Origin of the sequence: Natrinema gari JCM 14663 (assembly GCF_000337175.1) — an archaeon.
Classification (GTDB): domain Archaea; phylum Halobacteriota; class Halobacteria; order Halobacteriales; family Natrialbaceae; genus Natrinema; species Natrinema gari.
In genome coordinates this window covers 31,574-57,902 of record NZ_AOIJ01000046.1, presented here as the reverse complement: position 1 = coordinate 57,902, position 26,329 = coordinate 31,574, and the positions used below count along the sequence as shown (strand labels likewise).

28 protein-coding genes and 3 pseudogenes are annotated in these 26,329 nt (G+C 62.2%); 13 read left to right on the top strand and 18 right to left on the bottom strand.

The features are described from left to right. Positions 1-3: 3 nt before the first annotated feature. Positions 4-1,456, bottom strand: a pseudogene (locus C486_RS08220) (HNH endonuclease). A 113-nt stretch (positions 1,457-1,569) separates the two neighbouring features. Between C486_RS08220 and C486_RS08215 the strand changes: the two are divergent. After that, entirely contained in the window at positions 1,570-1,935 is a 366-nt protein-coding gene (locus C486_RS08215; protein WP_049910302.1) for a 4a-hydroxytetrahydrobiopterin dehydratase, read from the top strand. A gap of 534 nt (positions 1,936-2,469) precedes the next feature. Here the strand turns inward: C486_RS08215 and C486_RS08210 are convergent. The 7 genes from C486_RS08210 to C486_RS08180 all read right to left on the bottom strand — a co-directional run bounded on the left by C486_RS08210 (position 2,470) and on the right by C486_RS08180 (position 7,982). Continuing rightward, on the bottom strand, positions 2,470-3,696 hold the full coding sequence (locus C486_RS08210) for an orc1/cdc6 family replication initiation protein (protein WP_008455028.1): 1,227 nt from the start codon (positions 3,694-3,696) through the stop codon (positions 2,470-2,472). Positions 3,697-4,242: 546 nt separating this feature from the next. After that, entirely contained in the window at positions 4,243-4,548 is a 306-nt protein-coding gene (locus C486_RS08205) for a HalOD1 output domain-containing protein (RefSeq protein WP_008455026.1), read from the bottom strand. 167 nt (positions 4,549-4,715) lie between these two features. Further along, positions 4,716-5,615 (bottom strand): phosphogluconate dehydrogenase (NAD(+)-dependent, decarboxylating), encoded by a 900-nt coding sequence (gnd, locus tag C486_RS08200; protein ID WP_008455024.1) that lies wholly within the window; start codon positions 5,613-5,615, stop codon positions 4,716-4,718. Between the two features lie 96 nt (positions 5,616-5,711). After that, positions 5,712-6,146 carry a hypothetical protein gene (locus C486_RS08195; protein ID WP_008455021.1) on the bottom strand — a complete coding sequence of 145 codons (435 nt, stop codon included), beginning with the start codon at positions 6,144-6,146 and terminating at the stop codon, positions 5,712-5,714. Positions 6,147-6,241: 95 nt separating this feature from the next. After that, positions 6,242-6,706, bottom strand: coding sequence for a hypothetical protein (locus tag C486_RS08190; RefSeq protein WP_008455019.1), 465 nt, complete (start codon positions 6,704-6,706; stop codon positions 6,242-6,244). A gap of 159 nt (positions 6,707-6,865) precedes the next feature. Continuing rightward, positions 6,866-7,420, bottom strand: coding sequence for a hypothetical protein (locus C486_RS08185; protein WP_049910285.1), 555 nt, complete (start codon positions 7,418-7,420; stop codon positions 6,866-6,868). Positions 7,421-7,499: 79 nt separating this feature from the next. Further along, the gene (locus C486_RS08180; RefSeq protein WP_008455016.1) at positions 7,500-7,982 is read right to left on the bottom strand and encodes a deoxyuridine 5'-triphosphate nucleotidohydrolase; all 483 of its coding nucleotides are present in this window, start codon (positions 7,980-7,982) and stop codon (positions 7,500-7,502) included. A 284-nt stretch (positions 7,983-8,266) separates the two neighbouring features. Here C486_RS08180 and C486_RS22800 point away from each other — a divergent pair. From C486_RS22800 to C486_RS08170, 3 genes and pseudogenes are all read left to right on the top strand, one after another. After that, a pseudogene (locus C486_RS22800) lies at positions 8,267-9,154 on the top strand (aconitase family protein); the annotation flags it as partial. 51 nt (positions 9,155-9,205) lie between these two features. Next, a pseudogene (locus tag C486_RS22795) lies at positions 9,206-10,219 on the top strand (aconitase family protein); the annotation flags it as partial. A gap of 170 nt (positions 10,220-10,389) precedes the next feature. Next, complete coding sequence (locus C486_RS08170) at positions 10,390-11,313, top strand: TIGR03571 family LLM class oxidoreductase (RefSeq protein WP_008455014.1); 924 nt, start codon at positions 10,390-10,392, stop codon at positions 11,311-11,313. Positions 11,314-11,421: 108 nt separating this feature from the next. On the opposite strand, the gene C486_RS08165 is transcribed toward C486_RS08170, so the two are convergent. After that, on the bottom strand, positions 11,422-12,120 hold the full coding sequence (locus tag C486_RS08165) for a hypothetical protein (RefSeq protein WP_008455012.1): 699 nt from the start codon (positions 12,118-12,120) through the stop codon (positions 11,422-11,424). Beyond that, positions 12,086-12,754 (bottom strand): DUF7344 domain-containing protein, encoded by a 669-nt coding sequence (locus C486_RS08160; protein ID WP_008455010.1) that lies wholly within the window; start codon positions 12,752-12,754, stop codon positions 12,086-12,088. Before C486_RS08160 ends, C486_RS08165 begins: the two co-directional genes overlap by 35 nt. 517 nt (positions 12,755-13,271) lie before the next feature. Here C486_RS08160 and C486_RS08155 point away from each other — a divergent pair. The 4 genes from C486_RS08155 to C486_RS08140 all read left to right on the top strand — a co-directional run bounded on the left by C486_RS08155 (position 13,272) and on the right by C486_RS08140 (position 17,010). Continuing rightward, positions 13,272-13,799: a hypothetical protein gene (locus tag C486_RS08155; RefSeq protein WP_008455008.1), complete on the top strand. Its 528-nt coding sequence runs from the start codon at positions 13,272-13,274 to the stop codon at positions 13,797-13,799. Between the two features lie 14 nt (positions 13,800-13,813). Then, positions 13,814-14,359 (top strand): DUF1102 domain-containing protein, encoded by a 546-nt coding sequence (locus C486_RS08150; protein ID WP_008455007.1) that lies wholly within the window; start codon positions 13,814-13,816, stop codon positions 14,357-14,359. A gap of 183 nt (positions 14,360-14,542) precedes the next feature. Then, positions 14,543-15,691, top strand: a complete 1,149-nt coding sequence (locus C486_RS08145; protein WP_169316574.1) for a signal peptidase I — start codon at positions 14,543-14,545, stop codon at positions 15,689-15,691. Positions 15,692-15,714: 23 nt separating this feature from the next. Next, positions 15,715-17,010: a DUF5305 domain-containing protein gene (locus tag C486_RS08140; protein ID WP_008455003.1), complete on the top strand. Its 1,296-nt coding sequence runs from the start codon at positions 15,715-15,717 to the stop codon at positions 17,008-17,010. Positions 17,011-17,105: 95 nt separating this feature from the next. Here C486_RS08140 and C486_RS08135 read toward each other — a convergent pair whose 3' ends face one another. Continuing rightward, positions 17,106-18,335: an MBL fold metallo-hydrolase gene (locus C486_RS08135; protein WP_008455000.1), complete on the bottom strand. Its 1,230-nt coding sequence runs from the start codon at positions 18,333-18,335 to the stop codon at positions 17,106-17,108. Positions 18,336-18,438: 103 nt separating this feature from the next. Here C486_RS08135 and C486_RS08130 point away from each other — a divergent pair, with 103 nt between their 5' ends. Then, positions 18,439-18,738, top strand: coding sequence for an IS1096 element passenger TnpR family protein (locus C486_RS08130; RefSeq protein WP_008454999.1), 300 nt, complete (start codon positions 18,439-18,441; stop codon positions 18,736-18,738). A 129-nt stretch (positions 18,739-18,867) separates the two neighbouring features. Here C486_RS08130 and C486_RS08125 read toward each other — a convergent pair whose 3' ends face one another. From C486_RS08125 to C486_RS08105, 5 genes are all read right to left on the bottom strand, one after another. Continuing rightward, complete coding sequence (locus tag C486_RS08125) at positions 18,868-19,377, bottom strand: hypothetical protein (protein ID WP_008454997.1); 510 nt, start codon at positions 19,375-19,377, stop codon at positions 18,868-18,870. 3 nt (positions 19,378-19,380) lie between these two features. After that, a complete protein-coding gene (locus C486_RS08120) occupies positions 19,381-19,926 on the bottom strand; it encodes a DUF7342 family protein (protein WP_008454995.1) in 546 nt (181 codons plus the stop codon). A 213-nt stretch (positions 19,927-20,139) separates the two neighbouring features. Then, on the bottom strand, positions 20,140-20,556 hold the full coding sequence (locus C486_RS08115) for a hypothetical protein (RefSeq protein ID WP_008454994.1): 417 nt from the start codon (positions 20,554-20,556) through the stop codon (positions 20,140-20,142). Positions 20,557-20,635: 79 nt separating this feature from the next. After that, a complete protein-coding gene (locus C486_RS08110; RefSeq protein ID WP_008454992.1) occupies positions 20,636-20,980 on the bottom strand; it encodes a hypothetical protein in 345 nt (114 codons plus the stop codon). A gap of 53 nt (positions 20,981-21,033) precedes the next feature. Further along, positions 21,034-21,312 carry a hypothetical protein gene (locus tag C486_RS08105; protein WP_008454990.1) on the bottom strand — a complete coding sequence of 93 codons (279 nt, stop codon included), beginning with the start codon at positions 21,310-21,312 and terminating at the stop codon, positions 21,034-21,036. Positions 21,313-21,595: 283 nt separating this feature from the next. Between C486_RS08105 and C486_RS08100 the strand changes: the two genes are divergently transcribed. Together C486_RS08100 and C486_RS08095 are read left to right on the top strand one after the other, a co-directional pair. Then, entirely contained in the window at positions 21,596-21,994 is a 399-nt protein-coding gene (locus C486_RS08100) for a 30S ribosomal protein S6e (protein WP_008454988.1), read from the top strand. A 27-nt stretch (positions 21,995-22,021) separates the two neighbouring features. Beyond that, on the top strand, positions 22,022-22,459 hold the full coding sequence (locus tag C486_RS08095) for a DUF7112 family protein (protein ID WP_008454986.1): 438 nt from the start codon (positions 22,022-22,024) through the stop codon (positions 22,457-22,459). A gap of 78 nt (positions 22,460-22,537) precedes the next feature. On the opposite strand, the gene C486_RS08090 is transcribed toward C486_RS08095, so the two are convergent. Beyond that, positions 22,538-23,038 (bottom strand): helix-turn-helix transcriptional regulator, encoded by a 501-nt coding sequence (locus C486_RS08090; protein WP_008454984.1) that lies wholly within the window; start codon positions 23,036-23,038, stop codon positions 22,538-22,540. Between the two features lie 298 nt (positions 23,039-23,336). Here C486_RS08090 and C486_RS08085 point away from each other — a divergent pair, with 298 nt between their 5' ends. Next, positions 23,337-23,777 carry a DUF5807 family protein gene (locus C486_RS08085; protein WP_008454982.1) on the top strand — a complete coding sequence of 147 codons (441 nt, stop codon included), beginning with the start codon at positions 23,337-23,339 and terminating at the stop codon, positions 23,775-23,777. Between the two features lie 606 nt (positions 23,778-24,383). On the opposite strand, the gene C486_RS20945 is transcribed toward C486_RS08085, so the two are convergent. Next, on the bottom strand, positions 24,384-25,367 hold the full coding sequence (locus C486_RS20945) for a hypothetical protein (protein ID WP_152419140.1): 984 nt from the start codon (positions 25,365-25,367) through the stop codon (positions 24,384-24,386). A gap of 193 nt (positions 25,368-25,560) precedes the next feature. Between C486_RS20945 and C486_RS20940 the strand changes: the two genes are divergently transcribed. Next, positions 25,561-26,298, top strand: a complete 738-nt coding sequence (locus tag C486_RS20940) for a transcriptional regulator FilR1 domain-containing protein (protein ID WP_152419139.1) — start codon at positions 25,561-25,563, stop codon at positions 26,296-26,298. Positions 26,299-26,329 lie beyond the last annotated feature (31 nt).

Genomic DNA, 26,329 nt, shown 5'->3' with positions numbered 1-26,329 from the left:
CTATTACGCCGATTCGAACCCGTGCCGCTCCCGATGGGCGGCAAGAAATTTCGCGTGCGGACGGCGGTCCTCGTCCGCCGGCAGCGTCAGCGAATCCCCCTCGAGCGCCGCGAACTCCTCGTATCCCTCGAGATCGGGGCGGTCGGCGACGAGAATCCGGTAGTCGTCGGACACCGCGAGCCACCCGGCATCGAACGCCCAGTGGTGGAGTCGACAGAGCGCGAGCCCGTTCCGAACGTTGTCGCGGCCGTTTTCGCGCTTCGGATAGATGTGGGCTGCCTCAATGTCGACCGTCCCGTTGGGCGATTCGCGCGCTTTGCCGCAGATCGCACACCGCGAGTCGTAGGCGGACTTGACCGTCTTCGGGAACGCGCTCGAGCGAACCCGTCGCTGGACTGCGGTGAACCCCTCTTCGTCGTCAGTGAGCGGTGGTTCGTCGTTCCCCTCGTTCGCGACCCCCTCGGACACGGACGCCGAGAGCGCTTCGAATTCGGCCGGCTCGATCTCGAGGCGTTCCATCGTGAACTGATAGACCATCCGTCCGTCCCGGGAAACGTACTCGGCGTCGACGATGTCGACCAGACCCTCGTACCGGAGGGCGTCGCTGTCCGCCGGCTGGTAGAAGAAGTACACCGGGACGGTCGATCGATCGGCCTGATCGCAAAGCGCTTTGTTGGCTCCGGTCAACTGCTGATCGCCCTTTGCCGGGACTCCTTCGCCGATGTAGGTGAACCGATCGCCGTCGATCTCGTCGCCGTAGGGGCCGTCCTCGCGAGCCTTCACGATGACGTACGCCAACTCTCCGTCGTCGTCCGTTCGTGGATCTGATGCCCTTGATGTACGAGCCGAATCTGGTGTCGAAGGCGTCTTCCAGCTCGGTTTGGGAGTAGAACTCACCTCGGTCGAGGCTCGGAGACGCCGAGGTCCGCCGCCGCGCCAGTTCTCGACCGCTCTCGGTCAGGGAGTTCATGCCGTCGGAGCGCTCGACGTAGCCCAGACTCTGCAGCCAGCCCCTGTGTTGGGCGGGGCCGGACGCATCGGTCCACTCGAACTCGGGATGGGCGGCCCCGATCGCGTTGCCGAGTTCGGCGTCCGTCTTCGGCCCCTCGAGCAGTGCCTCGAGTATCGTATCGAACCCGGAGACGGTACTCGAGAGCAGTTCGTAGAGGACTCCCGAGTCCGTCTCTGAAAGCCACGCCATCCCCTGCTGGGTGAGTCGAATGTGGTCGCCATCGCGGTCGAGAAGACCGATATCCTCGAGAAAGGTGAGCCGACGCCGGATGCCTTCGTCACTGGTCGCTCGCGTGTTCGATTCGACCCACTCGAGAACCGCCGCTTCGGTCGGGGACTCGGCGAGGACGTACTTGCAGAGGCGCTCGAGGACGGTCGTATAGTTTCCTGCACCGCCGAAAAACCGAACTGCGATATGTCGGTTACGCTCTTCCGTCGATGGCATTCGATACTGCTGTCGTCACGTGGTCGTCATATAAAACGGACGGCATGACGGACACACCTCGAGAGAGCGGCCCCATGCGAATCTTCACGTCGGACCCCGTGGTAGCGCAACACATGCCCGAGCCAGCGCTCGCCGAGCAGGAATGTGAGGCCTGCACGACCGAGGACGACCCCCTCGAGCCCGAGGAGTACGCCGACTACCGCGCGGAGATCCGCGACGATGTCTGGACGGTGGTCGACGATCACCATCTCGAGGGGACCTACACGTTCGCGGACTTCCGTGACGCCCTCGAGTTCACCGACGAGGTGGGCGAGTTGGCGGAGGCGGAGTGGCACCATCCGGCTATCGAACTCGAGTGGGGCGAGGTGATGATCGAACTGTGGACGCACAAGCTCGACGGCCTCCACAAGACGGATTTCGTGATGGCCGCCCGGATGGACCGTATCTACGACGACTACGAACCGGACGAGGGCGCGTAGCGCCGACGCCGAGACACCGCTCCGAACTGCAGCACTTCCACCGCCGGACGGTCGAGGTCGGGCCCCTCGTCGTCGGTTCGTCCGCAGACACACCACCGATACAACTGAACACCGAGACGGCTGGCTCGCGGATTCCGTGGGCGGGAGACGACGCCGGACGGAGACACACCACGGTTACATCTGAACGAGCGGGGGCAGGTGGGAGGCGCTCGGATTCGGGGGCGGCGGACACCACTCCTGCACGTGAACGGACGCCGTCGTCACGGCATCGCGGCCAGAGTGACCACTGGGAAGCGGTCACTCGAGACACCACTGTTTCGCGTGAAACGGGCCGACAACCGCGCGATCGGGTGTCGTTCGAACGCGTTCATCTGAAATGGGTCACCGTGACACACCACCGGTACAAGTGAAACGGGACACAACAGCACAGCCCAGTGGGCGGCGTCGTGTCGGTTGCCGTTCACTTGCAACGGTGGTGTGGGGCGGACGATACCAATCGCGTCGGTCTCCGGAACCACCGCCACGGAACCCGACTCAGGCGACGCTGTTCATCCGCGCGATGTCGCGGATCGTCTCGATCTCGGCGTCGAGATAGAGCACGTCGGCCATCGCGTCGACGGCGCTCGAGAAGGGCACGTCGAGTTCGTAACTGTAGTAGTTCCCCCGGGAACCGCTTCGGTTTTCCTTCGCCGAGAGGATACCGAGCATCCGGAGATCGGAGAGGTGGTTGTGGACCGACCGCTGGGCCAACGAGTCGGTTCCCGACGACTCACAGAGCGCCTCGTACTCCTGATAGAGTTCCCGAGTTCGGCAGGGCGTCGACTCCTTGGCGGCCTTCGAGACGACAGCCAACAGAGCGAGCCGACCGTGCGTGGTCAGTTCCCGCATCCCCTCTTCGACTCGCTCCTGCTCGAGTTTCGACCGCGCTCGTTCGACGTGCTCCTCCCGAATCCCGGCGTCGTCGTTGTTCTCCGCAACTTCGCCGGCCAGGCGGAGCAAGTCTAGTGCCTGGCGGGCGCTCCCGCTGTCGCGGGCGGCGAGCGCAGCACAGAGGTTCAGGACGCCACCGTCACAACCTCCCTCCGTGATCGCGACCTCGGCGCGGGACTCGAGAATGTTGGTCAGTTCGGACGCTTCGTACGGGGGAAACTGCAGTTCGCGCTCGCAGAGCGTATCCTGGACGCGCGGGTCGAGCTGCTCGCGGAACTTGAAGTCGTTGCTGATGCCGATGAGGCCGACCTTCGTCGACTCGAGGTAGCCGTTCGAGCGGGCTCGCGGGAGTTCGTACAGCAGTTCATCGCGGTCGCCGATCGAATCGATCTCGTCGAGGACGATAACCACCGTTCCGCCGAGCGCTTCCAGTTCGCCGTAGAGCTTCTTGAAAACGGTCTGTTGGGGGTAGCCGGTCGTGCTGATCTCGGCACCGGCGGGTCGAAGGGTGTTGACGAGTTCGACTGCGACCTGATACGACGAGTTGAGCGTCTTGCAGTTGACGCCCAACACCGAGAGGTCGACGTCGTCGTACTCGGTTGCGTCCTCCTGGAGGACGTCCAGGAGATACTCCGTGACAGCGGTCTTGCCGACGCCCGTATTCCCGTAGAGAAAGATGTTGTTCGGCTCCCAGCCGTCGATGATCGGTTGGAGCGCGTCCATGTACGCCTCGATCTCCTCGTCCCGCTCTTCGATCCGCTCGGGCTGATACGATTCCCCGAGGGCGTCCTTGTTCTGGAAGATGTTCTGCTTCCGCTCGAACCGAGGCATGTCCGTACCAAGCGAGATACAATATTTAAAACCACCTTTTCATATGATGCAAGTGAACTCAGACACACCACTGTTTCACGTGAAGACTAGTGTAGGGGGAGAACAAGAGAACAGTCCGCGCTTTCATCTAAAGCAGTGACACTTTCCCGGAACTGCGGATCGGTTTCGGGAGATTCGGATCGACTTCCCGATAGACGGGCTGTCATGCCGTGAGACGGCGCTTCTCGAGTTCGAATCCAATCCGTGCGGCCGAACGACGACCAGCGACGGGACAGTTCCCCATCGCGGGCCCACCAGTCCCACCCCGCACGACGGCACTTCACTTGCAACAGTGGTGTGTGTCTGTTATCCGTCCCGTTGGCCACGGCTCGAGGTGCCTGCGTCGTTCGGTTGGGACCGGTAATCGACCCCGCCGCGACGCACCCGATGGCCCCGATCGGCACTCACGTATTCACGAACAAAACCCGATTCTCCGCGATCGAAGCACTGATTCCCGCCGGCGACCCGGGTCCGGTTCGCCCGCCGTCCGCCGGGGTCCCAAGCGGCTTACGGAGACGAATCGATGCGAGTGTCCGTCGACTCGTCGGCCGACCCCCCTGCGTCCTCGAGTGTTACCTCGACGCTCTCGCCCGTGACAGTGACCGTTACGGCATAGCCGTGATACGCGAACTCGAGACTGGTAAAGCCGGCCTCCGCCGGAAGCGAATCGAGGAGATCGGGATCGATCGCGTCGTACAGCGGTTCTAACTCGACTGGATCGGTGTCGCTGGTCCGGGCGACGAGATCGACGACGGCCATACTCAGTTGCTCGTCGGCTGTGTCGACATCTGCTGTGGGCTCGAGCGAATTCATAACTCCTGGTCGGGGACCAAGAGTAAAGAAGATGTCCCAATGTTTCAACCGTTCATACATGGAGAAAAGAATGGTCCGATACGCCGGAATACCGGTCGGACGAGGACGACTGTGAGCCCGTATTCCGGGGTCGTATATCCGTGTTCCGGAACGCTTGTCGTGGTCCCCTACTCCTGGCGCGGGACCTCGTGGCGGCCGAAGCCGTACCGGAGCCGGTTCGCCAGCCGTCGCGAGAACCGCCCGTCGTCGGCCCGCGAGCCGAACCGTTCGGACAGCGCCGTGTAGATCAGCGGTAGGGGAACCTCCTGCTCGAGGGCCTCCTGGACGGTCCACGTGCCGGTCGACCCGCCCTCGATGCGGTCGGCCACGGTGCCGAGGTCGTTCCCCTCCTCGCGGAAGGCCTCTTCACAGAGTTCGAGCAGCCACGAGCGGATCACCGCACCGTTGTTCCAGACCGAGGCCACGGTCTCGAGGTCGAGGTTGTACCGACCCTCGTGGAGCAACTCGAACCCCTCGCCGTAGGTCTGCATCAGGGCGTACTCGACACCGTTGTGGATCATCTTGACGTAGTGGCCCGAGCCGGCGGCCCCCATTCGCTCGTGCCCGTCGGGCCCGGTCGCGACGGCGTCGAAGACCGGCTCGAGTTCGTCGTAGGCCCACTGTGGGCCGCCGACCATCAGTGAGAATCCCAGTTCGGCCCCTGCAGGACCGCCGGACGTGCCACAGTCGAGATACGCCGCAGGGCATGACTCGGCGCGGCGAACGGACTCTTCGAAGTAGGAGTTGCCGCCGTCGACGACGATATCGTCGCCGTCCAGCTGGGGCTCGAGTTCCGCGAGCGTGACGTCGATCGCTTCGCCGGCGGGGACCATCAGCCAGATGCGCTTGTCTGCGCCCAGCCGATCGACGAAGTCGTCGATCGAGTCGGCGGGCTCGGCACCGGCGTCGGCAGCACGTTCGACGGCCGCGTCGTCCAGATCGAACGCGACCACATCGTGGCCGGCGGCGAGCGTGCGGTCGACGACGATCCGTCCCATCCGTCCGAGTCCGATCAGGCCCAGTTGCATGGATAGGCGTCGGCCGTCCGGTGTGGTAGTGATTGCGGTTCCGCGGCGGTCGGGGGCCGCGATCGACGTGAAAGAGACCGACAATCGGCGAAACGCCTACGCGATCGGTTCCTCGAGTCGCGCCCAGCCGATCGCATCGAGAACGAGAATGCGATCGTTGTATCGGACGTAGACGCCGTTGTACTCGCCGTCGTCGGCGTCGTAGTAGGGCAGCGTCTGGCGGATGCGGTCGACGACGGACCAGGCACCGTCACGCTCGAGCGTGATGTGTTCCCATTCCTCGCGTGCGCCGTTGCGGATCGCCCGGTCGAGCGCCCGCCGCGCGCCGGGGATCTCGCCAAGTCGTTGTGCGGACGCGTCGACGATCGTCGCGTCGTCCGGGATGTCGTCGGGCCCGACGACTCGCGCACCGAGGTCCGCTTTCGATCGCGACGTGTGGCTCGCCGACCGCTCCGAGTGCAGGACGTAGCCGGCCACGGCGGCCGTCCCCACCGCGAGGACCGACAGGGCGATGTCTTTACCCCTGATCATTAGCGAGTACGTTACAGTAACCGGCTAAGTATCTTTCGCAAGAATGTTCGGCACTGACGTGTCGGACGATGGAACCGAACCGCCGGGAGCGGCGATCAGAGTAGGCGAGCGACGTTGGCCGAGAGCAGGCCCGCGACGACCAGCAAGGCGATCGCGGCGAGGGCCGCCGCGCGGAACACCGGAAGCGCGTCCCGGGCCGGTTCACGGATCTTTTTGCCGGTGAGGCCGGTTTGGAACCGTTTCACGCCGATCTCGACGAGCGCCGTCAGAAGCAGCCAGAGCGCGACCATCGTGAGCACCAGTCGGCCGTTGGTTGTCTCGATAAGTCCTTCGAACGTGTAGCCGTTCCCTGCCAGATGGCCCCCCGTGAGAAGGAGAACGAGCGAGCTCACCCGCGAAATACTCGTCAGTTTCCCCGAGATGACCTCGAGCGGCTGCGTCCTGTTGAACGCGCCGTCGCGTGCGAGCGGAACGACGACGGCGGCGACGAAACAGACACTGCCAGCCCAGAGGGCGGCGAAGACCAGGTGTGCCGTTCTGGCGGCGAGCACGTCGACCATACGGGGCCGGTCGGTTAGCGGGCGTATCAGGGTTCCGACTTCCGGCCAAGGGACAGTCTGCAACGCTGTCACGTCCGTGCGCGAGATGTGGTCGCCGGTCGTCCGAGCGTGCTCCCTGCGTCACTCATTCTCTTCACTCCCCCGCGTCGCTCACTCTCTTCACTCGAGCCAGTCGGGCGTCCACGCGACCAGCCGACGCCGGCAGACCGCGTAGAGCAGCGAGACGCCGATTCCACCGACGATCACGGCGGGGAGTCGGCCATCGAAGACGAGCAACGCCGGCCCCGCGAGCGCGAGTCCGAGGGCGGCGTCCTCGGGTGCGCCGTCGTAGCGAATCCACCGTCGGGGGCGAAGCCATCGCCCGCGGACGTGATCGTAGACCGCCCGCTCGGTCCGTTCGTTCCACGGGTCCAGTTCGGGGCCGCCGCCGATCGAATCGCTCGCGGCGTGGAGCCAGGCCGCGACGGCGAATGCAGCCACCGCGAGCGTGAGCGCCGAGGGAGCGACGACCGCGACGCCGACCGCCGGGACGGCGACCCCGAGTCCTGCGACGGGAAAGTGGAAGGTCCGCCGGTGGACGAAAACGAGATCGAGATCGGGAGCGAGGCCGCCGAGGATCGCCCCCACCGCGAGCGCGACTGCGAACTCGGGGACGACGTACGCGATCGGCGCGACGACCGCGAGTCCCGCGAACACGTGGGTGGTCGCCATCATCGTGTGTCACTCGAGGGAACGCGAGCGAACGGCAAAACGGTACGCGAACCGGCAGGGGTTCGAACGCGCAGGCGGACTCTCACTCGACGTTTTCGCCCTGGTAACGCCCGTCGTAGACGCCTTCGTGGTCGGCCTCGGCGAAGACCAGCTGGGCGATTCGGGCACCGCGCTCGAGTTCGATATCGTGGTGGACCTGCAACAGTCCCTCGCCGCGCCCCTCATATCCCGCGTCCCACACCGCCGTATTGAGCATACAGGAGTTGCGCATGAGCGACGAGCGCGGGTAGACGAAGCCGATATGCCCTTCGGGGATCGCGATCCGTTCACCGTAGCGGACGATGTAGGCTCCCGTCGGCAGGTAGTAGGTGTCGGGGTCGGCCTCCTCGAGTTCCTCGAGCGGGCGAGCGACGCGGTCGCCGATCTGTTTGCCGTCCCGGCCGAGACGGCCCGGCTCCAACTGCTCGAAGACGACGTCGGCGGTCAGATCCACCCCGTTTGGCTGGATCTGCGCGTCGGTCGTCGGCGAGACGTGGTCGGCGACGAAGGCACCGGAACGGAACATGCGTTGTCTGTCCACCCAACGCCGCGGCGACGAGAAAAACGTATCCGTTCGAATCGTCCACTCGGTTTGGTACCGTGCAACACGGTTGGCGTGGACGCGACGGGTCGAGCCGAGCGCGCGGCCGTTTTTGGGGTCATATGGTGGGCTAGTAGAACGTTCTCGACGCTCGTTCACTCGTCCGGCAATACTTACTCGAATCCCCACGTTTCAACCCCCCACACGCCGGTCGTTGCTCACAGAAACACGCTGGATTTATCAGGACGGACGGCCGAGTTCAGAGTGCTATGGGACAGACTCTCACCGAGAAGATTCTCGACGACCACCTCGTCGAGGGCGAACTCGAGACCGGCGAGGAGATCGGGATCGAGATCGACCAGGTACTTACCCAGGACACGACCGGGACCATGGTTTGGCTCCAGTTCGAGGCGATGGGGCTGGACGAGGTCCAGACCGAGATCGCGGCGCAGTACTGCGACCACCAGACTTATCAGTTCGACTTCAAGAACACCGACGACCACCGCTTCCTGCGTTCTGCGGCCGGCAAATACGGCGCTCACTTCTCCCGACCCGGTAACGGTATCTGCCACAACGTCCACCGCGAGAACTTCGCGGCCCCCGGCAAGACGCTGCTGGGTTCGGACAGCCACACGCCCACGCCCGGCGGCCTCGGCGAACTCGCCATCGGTGCCGGCGGGATCGACGTTACCGTCGCCATGGGTGGCGCACCGTACTACATCGAGATGCCCGAAGTCGTCAACGTCCGTCTCGAGGGCGAACTCCCCGAGTGGGCCACCGCGAAGGACGTCATCCTCGAACTCCTCCGTCGCCTCTCGGTCAAGGGCGGCGTCGGCAAGATCCTCGAGTACACCGGTCCGGGCGTCGAGACCCTGACCGCACCCGAGCGAATGACCATCACCAACATGGGCACCGAACTCGGTGCGACCACGTCGATCTTCCCGACCGACGAGCAGACCGAAGACTACCTCCAGCGCGTCGGCCGCGGCGACGAGTACGTCGAGCTCCAGCCCGACGACGACGCCGACTACGACGACGAGATCGTCGTCGACCTCTCCGACCTCGAGCCGCTGATCGCACAGCCCTCGATGCCGGACAAGGTCGTGCCCGTCAGCGAGGCCGCTGGCGAGGACGTCGAGCAGGTCATCGGCGGCTCTGTCTCTTATACACATCTCTGATGGCGCGAGGNGATGTGTATAAGAGACAGGACCGATACGATCGTCGCACCCGGCTCCAAGCAGGCCTCCGAGATGCTCGCCCGCGAGGGCTGGGTCTCGGAGATGATGGCCGCCGGCGTCAACTTCTCCGAGGCGACCTGCGGTGCCTGTATCGGCATCGGTCACGTCCCCTCCTCGGATTCGGTTTCGCTGCGGACCTTCAACCGCAACTTCGAGGGCCGTTCGGGAATCGAAGACGACAACGTCTACCTCTGTTCGCCGGAGGTCGCGGCCGCGGCCGCGATCAAGGGCGAAATCGTCGACCCGCGAGACCTCGCCGACGAACTCGGCGACCTCGAGGCCCCCGGCGTCGAACTCCCAGACGAGTACGACGGCTCCAAGACGGACCTCATCAGTCCAGACGAGGCCGTTGACGACGAGCTCATCAAGGGCCCGAACATCGGCGACGTGCCGCTGAAAGACCAGCTCGGCACGGACATTCAGGGTGAAGCGCTCTTGAAGATGGAGGACAACATCACGACCGACCACATCATCCCCGCGACCCAAGACATCCTGATGTACCGGTCGAACGTCCCCAAGCTCTCCGAGTTCACCCTTTCCCGGGTCGACGAGACCTTCGCCGACCGCGCGCTCGAAGCCGACGGCGGCTTCCTCGTCGCCGGCGAGAACTACGGCCAGGGTTCCTCGCGAGAACACGCCGCGCTGTGTCCGATGTACCTCGGTATCGAGGGCGTCCTCGCACAGAGCTTCGCACGCATCCACCGCGCGAACCTCTTCAACTTCGGGATCGTCCCGCTGACGATCGACGAGGACACCTACGAGAACATCGATCAGGGCGACGATGTCGAGATCGTCGACGACGTCTACGACGCCGTTACCAGCGGCCAGGAGGAGTTCACCGTCCGCATCAACGGCGAGGACGAGTACACGGCGACGCTCGACGCCTCCGAGCGCGAGCGCGCAATCCTCGCTGCCGGTGGCAAGCTGTCCTGGACGAAAGAGCAGGCCGAAGGCGCCAGCGGCGCGACACCCGCCGACGACTGAGGACCCGGCGACGCTCTCGATTCTCCCTTTTTCTCAGCGCCGAGGAGTGACGACGCTCTCGCGAGCGCCCGCGCGCCGGGCTCCATTCGCCCGACCTCGAGCGCCGCGGTACCGGCAACAGTGGCTGGCCAACGCCATCGTCATGCCGGTCCAGCCGATAGCACAGTCGAATGCCTGCCGGTGGACACGAAAACGCTGGCTATCGACGCCTGTTCGAGCGCGACGGTCTGACCTTCGGTGCCGGCTTTCCGCTCACGGGAGCGACCCGTTCGTCGCCGCCCATCGAAGACGAACTGCACCTCGCGAACCACGCCGAGTCGGTCGGGTTCGACGGGCTCTGGGCCCGCGATGTCCCGACCTACTGGCCGACGTTCGGTGATGCCGGTCAGACGTTCGAGACGTGGCCGTGGCTCTCGCACGTCGCCGCCCACACCGACGACATCGCGCTGGGAACCTCGAGCGTCGTGCTCACGCTTCGCCACCCCCTCCACGTCGCGACATCCGCGGCGACGGTCGATCGCCTCTCGGACGGACGACTCGTCCTCGGTGTCGCCTCCGGCGACCGCGACCCCGAGTACCCCGCCTTCGATGTCGACCGCGAGGAGCGCGGTCACCTGTTCCGCGAGTCCGTCGAGACGCTTCGCGCCGTCTGGCGCGAGGACTTTCCCGAACTCGAGGGCCAGTGGGGACGGCTCGAGGGCGACCTCGACGTGGTGCCAACGCCGACGACGGAGACGCTACCGCTGCTCCCGACCGGTCACGCCCGGCAGTCCCGGGAGTGGATCGCCGAGCACGGCGACGGCTGGCTGTTCTATCACCTGCCCGAACGGACGCTCGAGGACTACCTCGTGGACTGGCGCGAGGTCGCCGGCGAGAAGCCGTTCGCGATCGCTGTCCGGGTCGAGTTAGCCGACGATCCGACGGCCGGACCGGAGCCGCTCCACCTCGGATTCCACGCCGGCGTCGAGTGGTTCCGGGCGTACTTCGCCCGGCTCGCGGACTACGGGCTCGACCACGCGATCATCGGACTCCAAAACGATGACCGAGAGGCGGCGCTGTCGACATTCGCCGACGAGATCATCGGCGAACTGTAGTCGCTGCCGGTGGCAGCGTTTCTCCTGGGAGCCGGATTCCGCTCACCGGCGAGTTCGACGGCCGCCCCGCTGGGGGACCCGTGTTCGCCGCCGGCGGGCCGGCATTCGTCAGGACTCGCTCGAGTTCGATGCCGGCACTGACCCCGACTGCCCAGTCGTACCCGAGCGTTGCTGTCTCGACCCCGTGTCGGGGACCGCGATCGTGAGTTCGCGCTCGGCTTCGATGCGGATGTCGTCTCCTCTCGCATCGATCGCGACCAGTCCGGTGATCGTCTCCCCGCTGTCGACCGAGTCCGGCGGGACCCCGATCGTCACGGCGTCGACCCGCTCGCCCGGCCCTAATCCTCCGGTCCCGCCGTCGATGACGAACCGGGTGCCGTCGATCGACTCCCCGTCGGCCGACTGAAGCCGAAACGGGTCGACGGTAAGCGCGACGGTGAGCGACGCCGGACACTGGTTGCTGAGATCGAACCGGACTGGCGGGTGGCGCGGGCCTCCTCCGAACAGCACGCCGTCGTCCTCGACCCCATCCTCAGTCAGTCCGAGATAGCCGGTTGCGTCACTGGCGGGGGCGACGCGAACGTCACGGTCAGCGTCCGCGCTCGAGAACCCGGCCGTTTCGACGGCGAGGACGCTACTCGAACCGGCGATCAGGGCCAGCGCAGCGCGTCGCGTTCGTTTCATGGGCCGTTCGTGTCCAGTGGGTTCGCTGGCGGGGGCGCTGCCGATGGCGAGTGCGGTCTCGAGGTCGCGCCGACCGGTCGACGCGCCATCAGCCGTCCGGGTCCGTTTCGTTCCGGTACTCAAGGGCCACGGCCGACGGGTCGTCGCCGATTCCGAGGCGGGTGCGTCGCGCGTAGTAGCGGTGGGCGACCGCGGAGACGCCGAAGGAGACGACGACGAACAGGCCCCACGCTGACGGCGAGAGCGACGCGAACGGGCCGGGTCCGATCGACACGACCGCAAATAAGAGGCCGGAAAGCGCCACCAATCCGAGATAGTAGTCGCTCCAGGGAATCTCGCGCCCGCGGACGATGTCCATGTAAATTTCGACGTCCTCGAGGGCGGGGGTCGGTTCGACCGTTCCCCGATCGCGGTCGAAATCGACGACGCCGGCCTCGTCCATCTTCGGGAGATGCGACTGGCGAAGCGCCGTGTACACCCGTTTGCGGTCGCTGCTCGAGACCTCCGTGAGTTCGATGTCGTCCTCACAGGCGGCGATTTCCTGCGAGAGGGTGCCGATATCGAGCCGTTCGTCCGCTCGCATCAACTCGTGGAGAATGTACCGCCGTCGTCGGTTCGAGAGGATGGTAAAGAGTTCGTCCTCGGTGAGCGAGTCGGCGGCTGCCGAGGCGTTCACCCCCATCTCGTCTGATTCGGGGTCCGGGTCCGGCTGCGACGCGTCAGCGTCCCCGGACGGTTCGATCTGAGTCGCCCCCATTTCGGATCGACGTACTACATTCCCCGGTAAAAGTGTTAGGACGTAAATAAGTGGTTGTCCGTGATCGGTTCGAAAACCCCGATTTTATTGACTCCTTTCTCGTGTTCCGACCGGTATCGTGAGACGAAACCCTGGCATACCGACGCGTCAACCGTCGATAGACCAGCTCTCGAGGCTGCAGGGACGGCCGGACCCGGGAGTCAACGATCCCAATACCGCACTGATCGCTCGGTCAGTGACCCGTTGACTCCGAACCGACGGACACCGGGCCGCAGGGCATACGACGTTGCGTTTCGCTTCGGGCGGGTCAACCGGGCATAGCCAATCGTTCCGAACTGGTCAGCAGACGGTTGAATCCGCCGAAGGAGCGGTTGAGATTTCGGACACGAACGTATTACAATATCCCTTGTCAGCCATCCCCGATCCGTGATCCCCGCGGCGGGGATCAGACGCGACGAGTCGCGGCGTAGGTGACGAGCGGTCGGACGCAGGCCACACGACAACGGAGAATTCACCAATGCAACGACGCAAATTCGTCATCGGAATGGGAGCACTGGCATCGGGCACAGCCGCAGTTATCGGAACCGGCGCGTTCTCGAGCGTCGAGGCCGACCGACAGGTCGACGTGCAGGTCACCGAGGACGCCAACGCGTACCTCGGACTGGACAACTCGGGGGAGGCGAACGATATGTACTTCGACACGTCCGGCGACGAGTACGCCGTCGACTTCGTCGACTCCAGCAACGGCGGCAACGGTGTGAATCCGAACGCGGACACCGTCGCCGAGGACGTGTTCACGATCACGAATCAGGGGACTCAACCCGTGGAGGTCAGTCTGAGCGGGTCGGGTGACCTGAGTGCGCAGTTGCCGGGGAGTCTCTCGGCACCGAGTTCGGACGGTATCACCGTCGCGCTCGCGGAGGACGACGGCGATAGTGATGACACCTACGAACTCGGGGTCGGCAAGTCGGTCAACGTGGACTTCGCCATCAACGCCGGCACGTCGAATCTCTCGGGAACGCTGACGATCGGCGCGGAGGCCTGATGAGGTCGTCGAGTATGAATCGGAGACGGCTGTTGGCCGGATTCGGCGCGGTCGCCACCAGCGGCGTCGCGCTCGGGACGGGTGCGTTCACGAGCGCCGAAGCCGATCGATCGGTCGGGGTCACCGTCGCCGACGACGATCAGGCATACCTCGCACTCAGTCCGACGCAGGCGGCGAATGCGACGTTCGTCAACCAGGACAGCAGTGCCAACAACGAACTTTCGATCGACATCAACGACGCGACCGGAACGGCGGACAACGGCGACGGCGTCGGACCGAATTCGGTCTACGAGTTCGACGAGGTGTTCCGGATCGAGAACCAGGGCTCCCAGGAGGTCGCGGTGTCGATCGGTAAGTTGGCCGACGGCGACTTCGACCCGACTGCAAGCGGACTCACCGTCCAGTTCTACCCCGGGACCGATGTCGATAGCCTGCTTTACGACGATCCCATTACCCTCGGAACGGGCACCGCGCAAGTGATCGGCCTCAGGATCGAGACCGGAGAGTCGGCCGTTGAGAACTTCGATGCGGACGCGATCGTGAGGGCCGAGGCAATGTAAGGTTCGCTCCTCCGGACGCGACCACGGGCAGTCCCACCTCGAGTCATCGATGGACGGGGACGAGGGCCCGATTCGGACCCGAACGGCAGCAGCCTCGAGCCGCGGGAGCCACGGTTTCCCCCGCCTAACGTGTTAACTATCACAAATGTATAAGTAGTATACTATTGCTGCACTATGTGAGGCATGATTCGACGAGAGGTGACACGAGGGGTCGGGGGCATCGTACTGGTTACCCTCGGTGCTCTCGTCGTCGGGCAGCCGGTTCTGCTGGGATTCGTCGAAACGGGGAGCATGGAGCCGACGATCGACACCGGCGACGGATTCGTGGCGATCCCAAGCGAACTGACCGACGATCCCAAGCCGGGCGATATCATCGTCTTCGAAGCGACGAAAATCCAGGGCGGCGGTCTCACGACTCATCGAGTCGTCGAGGAGACCTCACAGGGCTACGTTACGCGCGGGGACGCGAACCCGTTTACCGATCAGGACAGCGGCGAGCCCCACGTCCGGGACGCCCAGATCGTCGCCGAGGGCTGGCGAGTGAACGGCGAGGTCGTGACGCTTCCGCTGCTGGGGACGACCGTGATGACGGCAGGTGAGACGTTCGAGCGCGTCGGAGCCCGACTCGGCGTCAGCGAGTCCGGTGACGCGTCGGAGTTCGCGCTGCCGATCCTCGGGTTCTCGATCGTCCTCTACGCCGTCGAAACGGTTCGTGAACGGCGGTCCCCTTCCCTCGAGTCGAGAACGACCGGCGACGAGCGCGGGACCGGAGACGGCTGGATCGATCCCCGGTTGCTTGCGGCGGGGTTCGCGCTTCTGGTCGGTCTCGCCGCCGCCGCAGCGATGCTCGTCCCGGCCGGTACCCAGTCCTACGACGTTATCAGCGCGGAGTTCGAGTCGGACCGCCCGCTGGTGATCGAGCGAGGGACGACCGACGACGTCCCCTATTCGATTTCCAACGGCGGGGTCGTCCCGACGCGGTCCTACGTCGAGTCCGGCGACGAGAACGTCCACCTCGAGCCCGAACGGGCGACGGTCGGGCCCCGTGGGGAGACGACGGTTGCGGTTTCGATCACGGCCCCCGACGAGACGGGCCACTACCCGACGTACGTCACCGAGTATCGCTATCTATGCGTCCTGCCAGCGCCAGTCATCGACGCGCTCTACGAGTGCCACCCGTGGCTCCCGTTCGCGACGATCGTCTCGCTGCTCGGAGGTGGGACGTATCTGCTGAGTCGATGGCTCATCGGCCCGGGTGACGTCCGCTCGAAACGGGCGGCGGTCCGCAGTCGCTGTACGGGGGCGCGATCGTTCGTCCGGCGGTTGTACTGAGACCCTGTATCAGAGCACGAACTATGTGTTTCCGATCGACCGAAACCGACGACGCGACGGAGCGACGAACGAGGGCGGACGCGGAGCGTCGGGTGCGGCTCCGCGTCCTGCTCGCGACGTATCGAACGCCGGCCGTCGTCGTCCTGATTTGCCTACTCGCCGTGGGCGCGTGGATGAGTTACGGTGCCTACGCAGCCCCGACCGGAGAGGCGGAAACGACCCGTCGGGTCGAGACGACTTGGACCGCCACGGGGGCCGTCTCTCACGGTGCCTCCGTCACCGAACCGACTGCGGTCTATCCGGCGGGGACGCGACTCGAGAACGAACCGCTGTACTACTCGGCCGTCAGTCCGACGGTCAACGGGACGTTCGTCGGGGGCTACGCGGCCGACGGCGCTGCGGACGTTAGCGTCTCCCTGACGGTCGAGTTGGTGTATCGGTCGGTCGACCCCGACAACGGGACCGTGTACTGGCGCGAGCGCGAACCGCTCGCGGCGACGAACGAAACGGCCGTCCAGCCGGGCGAGTCCGTCACCGCGGCGTTCGACGTCAACGTCTCCGCCGTCACGGCACGAATCGACCGGATCGAATCCGACCTCGGAGCGAGTCCCGGGAAGACGGAACTCCGCCTCGTCCTCGAGCGAGAGATCGATGGCACGATCGACGGCGCGGAGCGGTCGGTCGCGGACGACTACACGGTCCCGATCAGCGTCGAGGACGGGACCTATCGGCTCAAGGACGAAGCGAGCGACGCGTACAACGAATCCTACGAGGAGTACGAAACCGTATCCGCGTCCCCCGCTGCTGGCCCCATGCGATCCCTCGGCGGACCGCTGCTCGTCGCGGCCGGACTCGGCGGCCTCGGTGCGATCGCGGTCGCCTCGCGTCGGTTCCCCGGACCGACGGCGGCCGACCGCGAGTGGCTCGCGTACCGCGACGACCGCGAGCAGTTCGACGAGGTCGTCACGGTCCTGCCGCTTCCCGACGCGGCGCTCGAGGGACCCCACGCACACGTGGATTCCCTGGCGGCGCTGGCCGCGTACGGCATCGATGTCGACACCGCGATCGTCTTCGACCCGGACCGGGCAGTGTACGCCGTTCGCCGCGACGACTTCGTGGCCGTCTTCGAACCGCCGCGACCGCCGTCGGCGGCGGTCGGCGACAACGGCACCGGTGACCGCCCGGACTCGATTTCCGAGGCTGGGTCCGAAGCGGACGCGGTCGGTGACGGGGACGCGACTCCGGACGAGAGCCGGAATCGTACTCGACCGCCCGGCGCGGATGTGTCGACGGTGGGCGAGTCCGGCGAGGAGAACTGAGCGACAGCCGGTCGGTCACTCTTCCCGTCTCGAGTACGGTCGCGGACCCGCCGTTTCTGTCGGTGTTCAGTCACGTTGGCCGACGCGCCCGCTTGTCACCACTCGAGGCGGTCGCCGAGTGCCGGCGCGGTGGCGTCGACGCCGTCGTCGCGAAGCTCCGCGGCGAATGCCTCGCAGCGGTCGCCGTGATTGACGAGGATTCGCGCGTCCTCGTAGGCCGCGAGAAACGTCCGGATCCCGTCGCGGTCCGCGTGCGCGGAGAAATCGTACTGCTCGACCTGCGCGCTGACCGGCAGCATTCGGCCATCGATCTCGGCGCTCCCCGTCTCGAGCAGGTCCCGGCCAGGGGTCCCCTCGACTTGGTAGCCGGTCATGGCGATCTTGTTGGTCGGGTGCGAGCGGACGGCGGGGACGTAGGTCATCGCGGGGCCGCCGTGGAGCATCCCGCTCGTCGTGACGACTGCAGTGTTCTGCTCGGCGATGCGCTTGCGCTGGCCGTCGCGGCCCGTCACGAACCGGGCGTGAGATGCCGCCCGCTGAAGCGCGTCCGCGTCGCGGACGAACTCGGGATGCTGCAGCAGTAGCTTCGTGATTCGTTTTCCCATCCCGTCCACGTAGCAGGGGATATCGTGTTGCTCACAGATGAGCAACATCTCCTGCGTGCGACCGATGGCGAACGCGGGGATCACGACGGTCCCGCCCTCCCACAGCGTCGTCTCGACGCTCTCGACGAACCGGTCTTCGACCGTCGATCGGTTTTCGTGTTCGACGTCGGAATAGGTGCTCTCACAGATCACCACGTCGGCGTCCGGATGGACGGTCGTCTTGGAGACCAGTCGTTGGTCCACCGTGTGGAAGTCCCCGGTGTAGAGCAGTCTGGTCTCCCCATCGTCGACGAGTATGTGCGCCGATCCGGGAATGTGGCCCGCGTCGAACAAGGTCACCTCGTGACCGGCGGTCTCGAACGTCTCGCGGTAGCCATGAGTCTCCGAAACCTGCGTAACGCGCTGGACGTCCGTCTCGGTAAACGGACACTGTATCGTGCCACCGTGTAACTTCAGCGTGTCTCGCGCGAGCGTCAGCGCCAACTCGCGCGTCGGCGGCGTCCAGTGGATCGGCGGTTGGGTGCTGCCGCTCAGCAGCGACGGGATCGCGCCGACGTGGTCGAGATGACCGTGACTTACCACGACCGCGTCGGGAGCGGCGTCTTCAGGGAACTGCGTCGGATTCCCCGATTTCATCCCGTAGTCGAGCAGGAGGCGATCGTTTACCAGGATCGCGCTCCGACCGACTTCTCCCGCACCGCCCAGAAACCGAATATCCATTAGCGACTGGTAGTCGCTCGTTCCGTTTGACAACGTCGAATCACCCCACCTCGTTCAGAGGCCGAACGTTCGCTATCGTCGGTCACGGGAGAACGAAACGAGAATGACAGCCTACCGCTTCCGCGTCAAACTCGATTCTGACTCGACATCGCTGTGGCGAGATATCGTTGTCGGCTCGGACTCCACACTCGAGGCGTTCCAGACGACGATTAATGCGGCGATGGGGCTCGATCAAGGACACCTCTGGTTCTTCGGCACAGACGATGACTACTGGCGGAGCGACGTGAAGTACCAGTGTTCCCAGGAAGTCGAAGATATGCCGAGCGGCGAGCCCTCGCAGAGCCGGCGTTCGGCGGCTCTCGAAGAGTCCAACGATACTCAACGCCGGAATCGGCTATCGTAGCAACTGAAAGCCATTGTACACCTGATTGCCCGACAGCGTTGTGACCAGCGTGTAACTCATTTCAGTCTACTATAATTCGGAAGTAGTGGTTCTGAACGAGACGATCTCGTTTGTCAGCCTGAAATAGCGTCACACGTCGTCAGGCGGCCACCGAGAGAGCCTCGGACGGTCGTTCTCCCACGCCACCAACTCGAGAATCGACGGGACGAGCGAGAGCCGTTGCTCGAGGACGGTCACCGGATGGCTGTCGTGGAACACGGCCGGTTTTCGGGCGACCGTTTCGTCACGATGGTCGAGTTGGAAGTGACACTTCCCGAGATCGGGATGAGTTTCGTCCTGGTGCCATCCGAACGAGTAGTTCCGTTCCCCGTCGATCCACTGAATTTCGTAGTAATCGTGTTCGGTATCGTCAGGGAACTCGAACTCGACGCGAAGTTCCGCCGTCTCTGAGTGAGACGGCTCTCCCAGCAGTATCTCGGGATCGATCGTCGCACAAACCTCGTATCGCCGGATGGAACTCGGCGCGTACCGGACATCGCGGCACCCGCCCTGGTTGCACAGCCACGTTTGGATCTCACCGTGAGCGGTGTGCTGGTCGAGCAGACTTCGGTGAGCGAGAAAGACGAACAGCGACGCCATCGGTTACTGTGCCGCCTCGCTTGGCCGAGAGCCGGATTCGGGGCCGGTGACGCTTTCGAGGTCGTCGTACAGGGAGAGCGCGTGGTCGACGAGGCGTTTCGTCTCCCGGGACCGCTCCCACCGGCGGATGACTGCGTTTCGCTTGCGAATCTCGTCACTCGACAGGTCGGCGTCCGTCACCGAGGTCTCCAGTTCGCTCAGGGAATCCACGTCGTAACTGTCCTGCCACGCTTCGATTTGCTCTTGGATTGCCGCGACCTCGTTCCGTAGTTCGTCTTTGGTGTGTTCGGCCGCGAGTTCTTCCACGCGGTCGAGATAGCGCCGCCGATAGTCGGGACCGTACCGATACTGCGTCTCGCTCCCGCTGTCGTCTTCGATGCGCTTGATCTGCCCGTACTCGACGAGTCGCTCGAGTTCGTCCTTCGTGGTATCCCACGACGCGACGTCGGCTTCGTTCTTGATCCAGTTAACCGACCGAGGTCGGGTGAGCGAGAGCGCGATCTTTCGGACGCGGTCTCTGGTACTGACCCCGTCAGTCCACGAGTCCATGATATGCAACCCGTGCTGGAGTACGAGATGGGGATCTATTATATTTTGGGCTAGACCAGAATAGAGTGACTCATTTATAAACAATCGCCGATGTTACCTAGCTACTACCAGCGCCCCTTCGTTTCCGAGCAGTCCACTCGTCGTGGGGATGACCGTGTTTTGTTCGGCGCTCCGCTTTCGCTGCCCGTTGCGTCCGTCTCGGACCGGGCCCCGTCACCGATCCCGAAGTCGCTCCCGTTCGCTCGCCGGGTCACGGGTCCGCGAGCCGTCGACACCCGGCCGGGTCGATCGGTCCTCGGTATCGAGGACTCGCTCGAGTTCCCGTTCGAATGCCTCGTCGTCGAGGTCGCCGTCGACGTACCGGGAGCGAACGCGTTCTTCGGGACCGGGGCGGTTTTCGGCCGGGGTATCCGAGCCGCTTCCGGTGCTCGAGTCCGAGCCGAACAGCGAGAGCAGTCCGACGGCCGCCAAAACGACCACCGACAGGACGGCAAGCGTCAGGACCAGCGAGAGGACAGCGGCGATCACCGAGAGGGCGATGCCGACGATCGTACCGACGACGCTCAGCACGACGATCGCAAGGAGGAGCACGCCGAGCCCTTTGAGCAGGACGGAACTGAGACGTCCCATACTCGTCGTTCGGGCGACAAGTACAAAAACCACGCGGGGGGTCACACTACTCGAAGCCGGCGTCGCCGACACGGGAGCGTCAGGAACTGTTCGAGCGACGGTCGTCCCCGCCGGCCGGCGGGAGCGTGGTCCGTTCGACCAGCCCGATGAGATAGACATCGAGCAGACAGACCAGGAGGATCGTCAGCGGGACGGCCACGTCGGTGTAGCTCACGGCGTCGAACTGCAGTGCGGTTACCACGAACGGCTCCTCGAGGCTGAGCGCACCCGAAACGGTTCGCGCGCTCAGGAACACGAGCGCGAGGCCGTAACAGAGGAACCAGATCCCGCCGCGCTTCCACCGGCCGAGATAGCAGTGACCGAGGCCCGCGACGAGGACCGACAGCGGGTACGCCGGCCAGACGGGTCGCGACAGTTCGCTCATCGGCGTCGTCTACGGGCCGGAGGACAATCGGTGTTGCCCTTCGTTGCGGGTCGCTATCTCTGATAGCGCTGAATATCGAACCGGTTGTAGCCGCCGTATGCGAGTTCGAGCGAGCCGATCCACCAGTTCCACCGGTCCGGCGGGGTCCCATCGGGAGCGTCGGCCAACTCCTCGAGGACGATCTCGTTTGTCAGGGCGGTCCCCACGTCCGATTCGTACGCACCCGAGTCCGCGAGATCGACGGCCTGCCGGACGACGACCCGCAATTGGGCCGTCGTCCCGCCGAACTCCTCGCGTAGGCGCACCTCGAGTCGCTCGGGGTCGATGAACACGTGTCGACGGAGGAGTTGCAGCTACTTGACTGTTCGAGCACACCGACTCCTGAATCGAACCGAGCCTGTACTTACTGGCCGGGAGGACGTCTCGAGCGCTGCGAGAGCCGTCCGACCCGGGGAAGGGCAGGCGCTCACCCCTTCCCACCGTGAGCGACTGCAAGGAGCGAGCGGCCTTTTTTGGTCGAGATTTTTGCGTGAGCGGTGAACGCAGTGAACCCGAACGGAAAAAAGGTCGGTACCGATCGATGATCTTTTGACCGACGGCCGTCTTCCGTCGGGCATGGCAAGTTTCACTGTCGTTGTCGGCGACCCGGAGTCCGGGTTAGCCCACCAGCTCGAGGCCGAGGAACAGGACGCGAACCGCTTTATCGGCAAGTCGATCGGCGAGGAAGTCGACGGCGGTGCCGTCGGGCTCGACGGCTACACGCTCGAGATCACCGGCGGCTCCGACGAGGCCGGCCGCCCGCTCACCGACGAGGTTGCGGGGCCGAACCTGAAGGAAGTCATGATGACAGACGAGCAGACCGGTTACAAACCGTCCCGTGACGGCGAGCGCCGCCGGATCACCGTCCGCGGCCGCGAAGTGTCCGACGCCGTCGCCCAGATCAACGCCTCGATTGTCGACCGCGGCAGTACCGACGTCGACGAACTGCTCGGCGACGACGGCGACGACGAGTAAGTCGCCGCCCGTATTCATTCGTTTTCAATGACTGACAGAGTTGCGAGCGACCATCCCTCAGTCCAGACGGTCCGGTCGACGTGTACGGAGACGGCGACGGGCGTCAAACTCGAGGTGCCAGCCGACGACCGCGAGGCGTTCCCGACCGACGAGGTCGTCCGAGTCGTCCTTGACGGCGAGGAACTGTTCGCGCGAGTCGAACGGGCGTTGACCGGCGACGACTTATCGATTCCGGGCGTCTACGACACACCGGACCTGGCTCGAGACCCCAGCGGCGGGACCGACCGGCTCACCGAGTGGACCACAGACCACGACGTTCCGGCGGGCGGCTCGGTCCTGATCGATGTCGTCGAACCCGAGTTCCTCTATGGCCTCCGCTCGCCCGGCGAGACGACCTACTACGATGCACGCGAGCCGCCAACCGAGAGCCTGAGCGAGATCGCGGACAGCCTCGAAGACGAGTAATCCGGGTTCGATCCGCGCAGTGGCGTCGAACGCCGCCGTCCCGCGCTCGAGCGACGCGTCGCGACTTCGTGATCGGGGTTACAGACGCGGGAGGACGGCGTACAGCAAGAGCCCGAAGGCGAGGTGTTGGACCATCGTCTGCTCGACGGTCGCACGCACGTACGCCTCGTCTGCGATCGAGTACTCCTTGGTTCGAACTTTGGCGTGCATCGAAAGCACGTCCGCGTCCTCTAACTCGTGGAGGGTCGGATAGACGGTCCCCGGACTGAGTTGCGTCTCGAAGAGGGAGGTCAACGCCGAGATAAGCGCTTTGCCGTGGGTCTCCCCGTGGAGCGCGATGAGCAACAGGAGGAGTTCCTCCAGATTGTCCCTGATCATGGCCTCGTCGAACTGGACGTCGTCGGCCGGGAACGCTCCGTGGACCTGCTCTACGAGTTCGTCGAGGTGCCGTTCGATGTCTTTCGGTTCGTCCTCGGTCGACTCGAAGGCGGGATCGGACGGGTCCGACTGACTGTCCGTGAGTATGCTCCTCGTGAGTTCGTCGAGCACGGATTCGACGGCGCGGCTGTTGTCATACATTGACGATCACTGGTGGGGGTCGTGAGATGGGCGTCCTCGGCCGCCGGCTGTGGTCGACCAACGGTGGAGCGAGTGCGGGACAGCGATACGACTACTGAGTCCGTATCACTGAGACGTATTAAGCGGCAGGGAAACGAACGGTCGCCCGCTCTCATAAATTAATAGATCGGAACGGAAACGACAAACGTCAACCGCCGAAACACCCGTAATCGGGCGGCTGACTGTGGGTCGTGTGTCGGTCCCGAACGGAGCGACGCGAATACCGCCCTTTTTCCACGTCGAGCGTGAATCCGTGGCCATGAGTAACCCACGCGAGGAGTTTCTGGCGGGCGACCGCCTCGAGGACGTTGCGTTGTTTCTGGCGGACTCTTACGTTTCGGACGAGCGACTCGAGCGGTTCGGGGACCGCGTCGACGATGGCATTCTGATCGTAGTCGACGGCGAGCGCGGCCGGAGCGCCTTTCAGGCGGCGACGGGAACCGGTGCGATGGAGTTCGCCAAGTCCGCGATGAGCAACGAAGGGGAAATCGAGGGCGACCTGACCGACGGTCACTGCCCGGACGCGTCGGACGATGAAGACCACGCGGTCCAGTTCGTCTTCGCGTTCGCCGAAGCACAGAACGAGGAGGTTGGCGGCATCTACGCCGAGGGAGCTGTCGTCCACGCCTACGCCCAGTGCACGTGCGGGACGGCGTTCTCGGACCGATGGAACGCAGTTGATGAAAAGAGTACCAGTTAGATAATTGAAATCGACTATTGTAGCCTCTATTTCGAATTAGCCATATTATAAACATGTGTGTTCTCAATACTTGTCGGTACCTCTCCTAATTCCCCTAGAAACTGGCTAGTTGAGTTTGTTTGTAAAGGTACTACGTTGTTGGTTTCTTATTGTCAGAGCAGCCACCGGATGGTTGCTTTACATTCGGTATTGAATGAAATAAAATTCTGATAATACCATAATTAAATATGTATTGCAGCTCTCGAAATACGGTTTGATTGGTATACAATTATATGAATAAAATTTCACTGACTTAGAAAACTCAATTTGATATATGTTCGACAGCAATAACAAGACGATATAGCAAGTATAGAACGATTAGAAAGGCTATTACAAGGATCCATCTCCCAACAAACCCGTACAAGATACTAGCGCCAAAACCCACTATCCCGAAAATAGTAAGAGCAAGGAGTTGCAGATTACTGACCTGATCTCTATGGTTCATAGTGAGAAATACTATCTGAAACTACATGAATGTATCGGTTGTTCTCAGCTATATTTTAGCATAACAATTTAAAAATAACACCTGTGCGATCTTGTCTAGAAAAACATGCTATAAATATAAAATTACGTTATGGAACAAATTGAAGCAAGCCCTACATCTACATGTGTTTTCCACCAGAACGACCTTGGACCTGAAGAGCGGGTGTCCAGAATGAAACTACCTGTAGCTAGTCCAGTAATACAATCACCAACTTCGTATCCAAATTGAGCACCACTGTGATCTGGATTCCATTCATCCTCATACTTGGACGGTGGTTCTTCTCCATATCCATCCTCAATTTTTGATGGGGATGGCTGTTGATAGCCGCTGCTTCCGCCACCGAAATCAGATCCAATTTCTGCGAATCCGAGGTTCAAAGATATACTATCCCCCGAACTACCGAACTCTTCTTTTGTATCGGGTTCGTACTGCACAAATTCCATATTATCATCTCTGAACTGAACCTTTGCAGTCATTGATTTTGTTGCGTATTTCCCAGCTAGATCATTCTTGGCGTCAGAATAATTGTATCCTCTCCAGAGGTAGACTGTGTTACCATCACTATCAGTCTCGTCTGTTTTGAATAGTGTGATAAAATGGTTAGTCTCGGATATGTTCTGGTTGATACTATTCTCTACAACGTAAGAGTGATCCCAACTGTCGACTCTTGTTACGCCCTCTGTGAGACCACCGTCACCCATCATCGTACTCACTGTCTGGTTATCTTTGTTTAATCTACTTGGTGCTCGGTCGGGGAATGTTGCCAGAGCCGCTCTTTCACCATGCTTTTCGCTAATTTCATCAATTGCTTCGGACACCTCCTTATCGCTCATTGAGTTTTCTGGTGTTACCTCCATCACATGTCCATTTGAGCCACGGTACTTTTCGGCTTTTTCGGCACTAGTTTTCTTCTTTTTTTCTCCCTTGTAGTTAGATTCGTTACTCTGGTGAGCTCCAGCACTTCCTGTAAGAGCGAGACCCAGTATACTTCCAGTCGTCATTCCAACAAACGTTCGCCGGTTAGTTGAATTGTTTCTACCACTCGAATTGGATCTTTTATCTTCCATATCCATTTTAGAACTACTCTATCACGTATTAACTTTATTCCCTGAATATCTATTCATAGTTTGAAATATTCTCAGAGGTTGATGTCGATGAACTAAACTATTAGGTTTGGCTAACTAGGGCACTATCTTCTGGATATAGTGGCAACTTATTTTTAGTAGTAACTTTATTCACTACATAGGGTGAATTAACCAGATGAATGAAAAAATACCCAATCACGAATATACAGTTATTAATAGATGGAAGGTTTTAAAGAGGCTAATTGAAATAGGTGGGACAAAACGTGACTTAGAGAGGTGTTTAAACATTTCTCGTTCAACGATCGACCGCTCAATCCAGGATTTGCGGGATGAAGACCTACTTGAGCAAAACACACTTGATCCAACATTATTTGGATTGATGTTATATGACGCATACAAAAGATTTACCAATGCATCCAAATCAATAAATAATGCAAAAATCATTCTCATCGAACAGGGTCAAACTCCTCGACTTCCATTAGAAATATTTGACAACGGGAAAATAATACTAAATGATAAAGAGTGTCCTCAAAAGGTACTAATGGAACTTTCTAAATTAGTAGCTGATACACAGCACATTCAAATTGCAATTCCGGTTATAAATTCGTGGTATCTCCAATTCTTCATAGAATTTTCACACAGTGGGGGATCAATTGAGGTATTGCTGGAGGAAGATATATTTCAGAAACTCAAATCGGATTTCGACCAATCCTGGGAAATGATACATGAATCCAATGATATCAGAATAGAAACGACAGCAAACGAAATACCATTCGCGCTCTCAACCCTTGATAAAGACGTTGCCTGGATCTGTCTTTACAATAACCGTGGTCTAGAAATCGGGGGTATGGTTTCAGAAGACGATTTAACCGTTGAGTGGGCCAGAAACATCTACAAATCGTATGTAACCTGAATAAGCGGAACTAACTAGTTAAGCCAGTTTG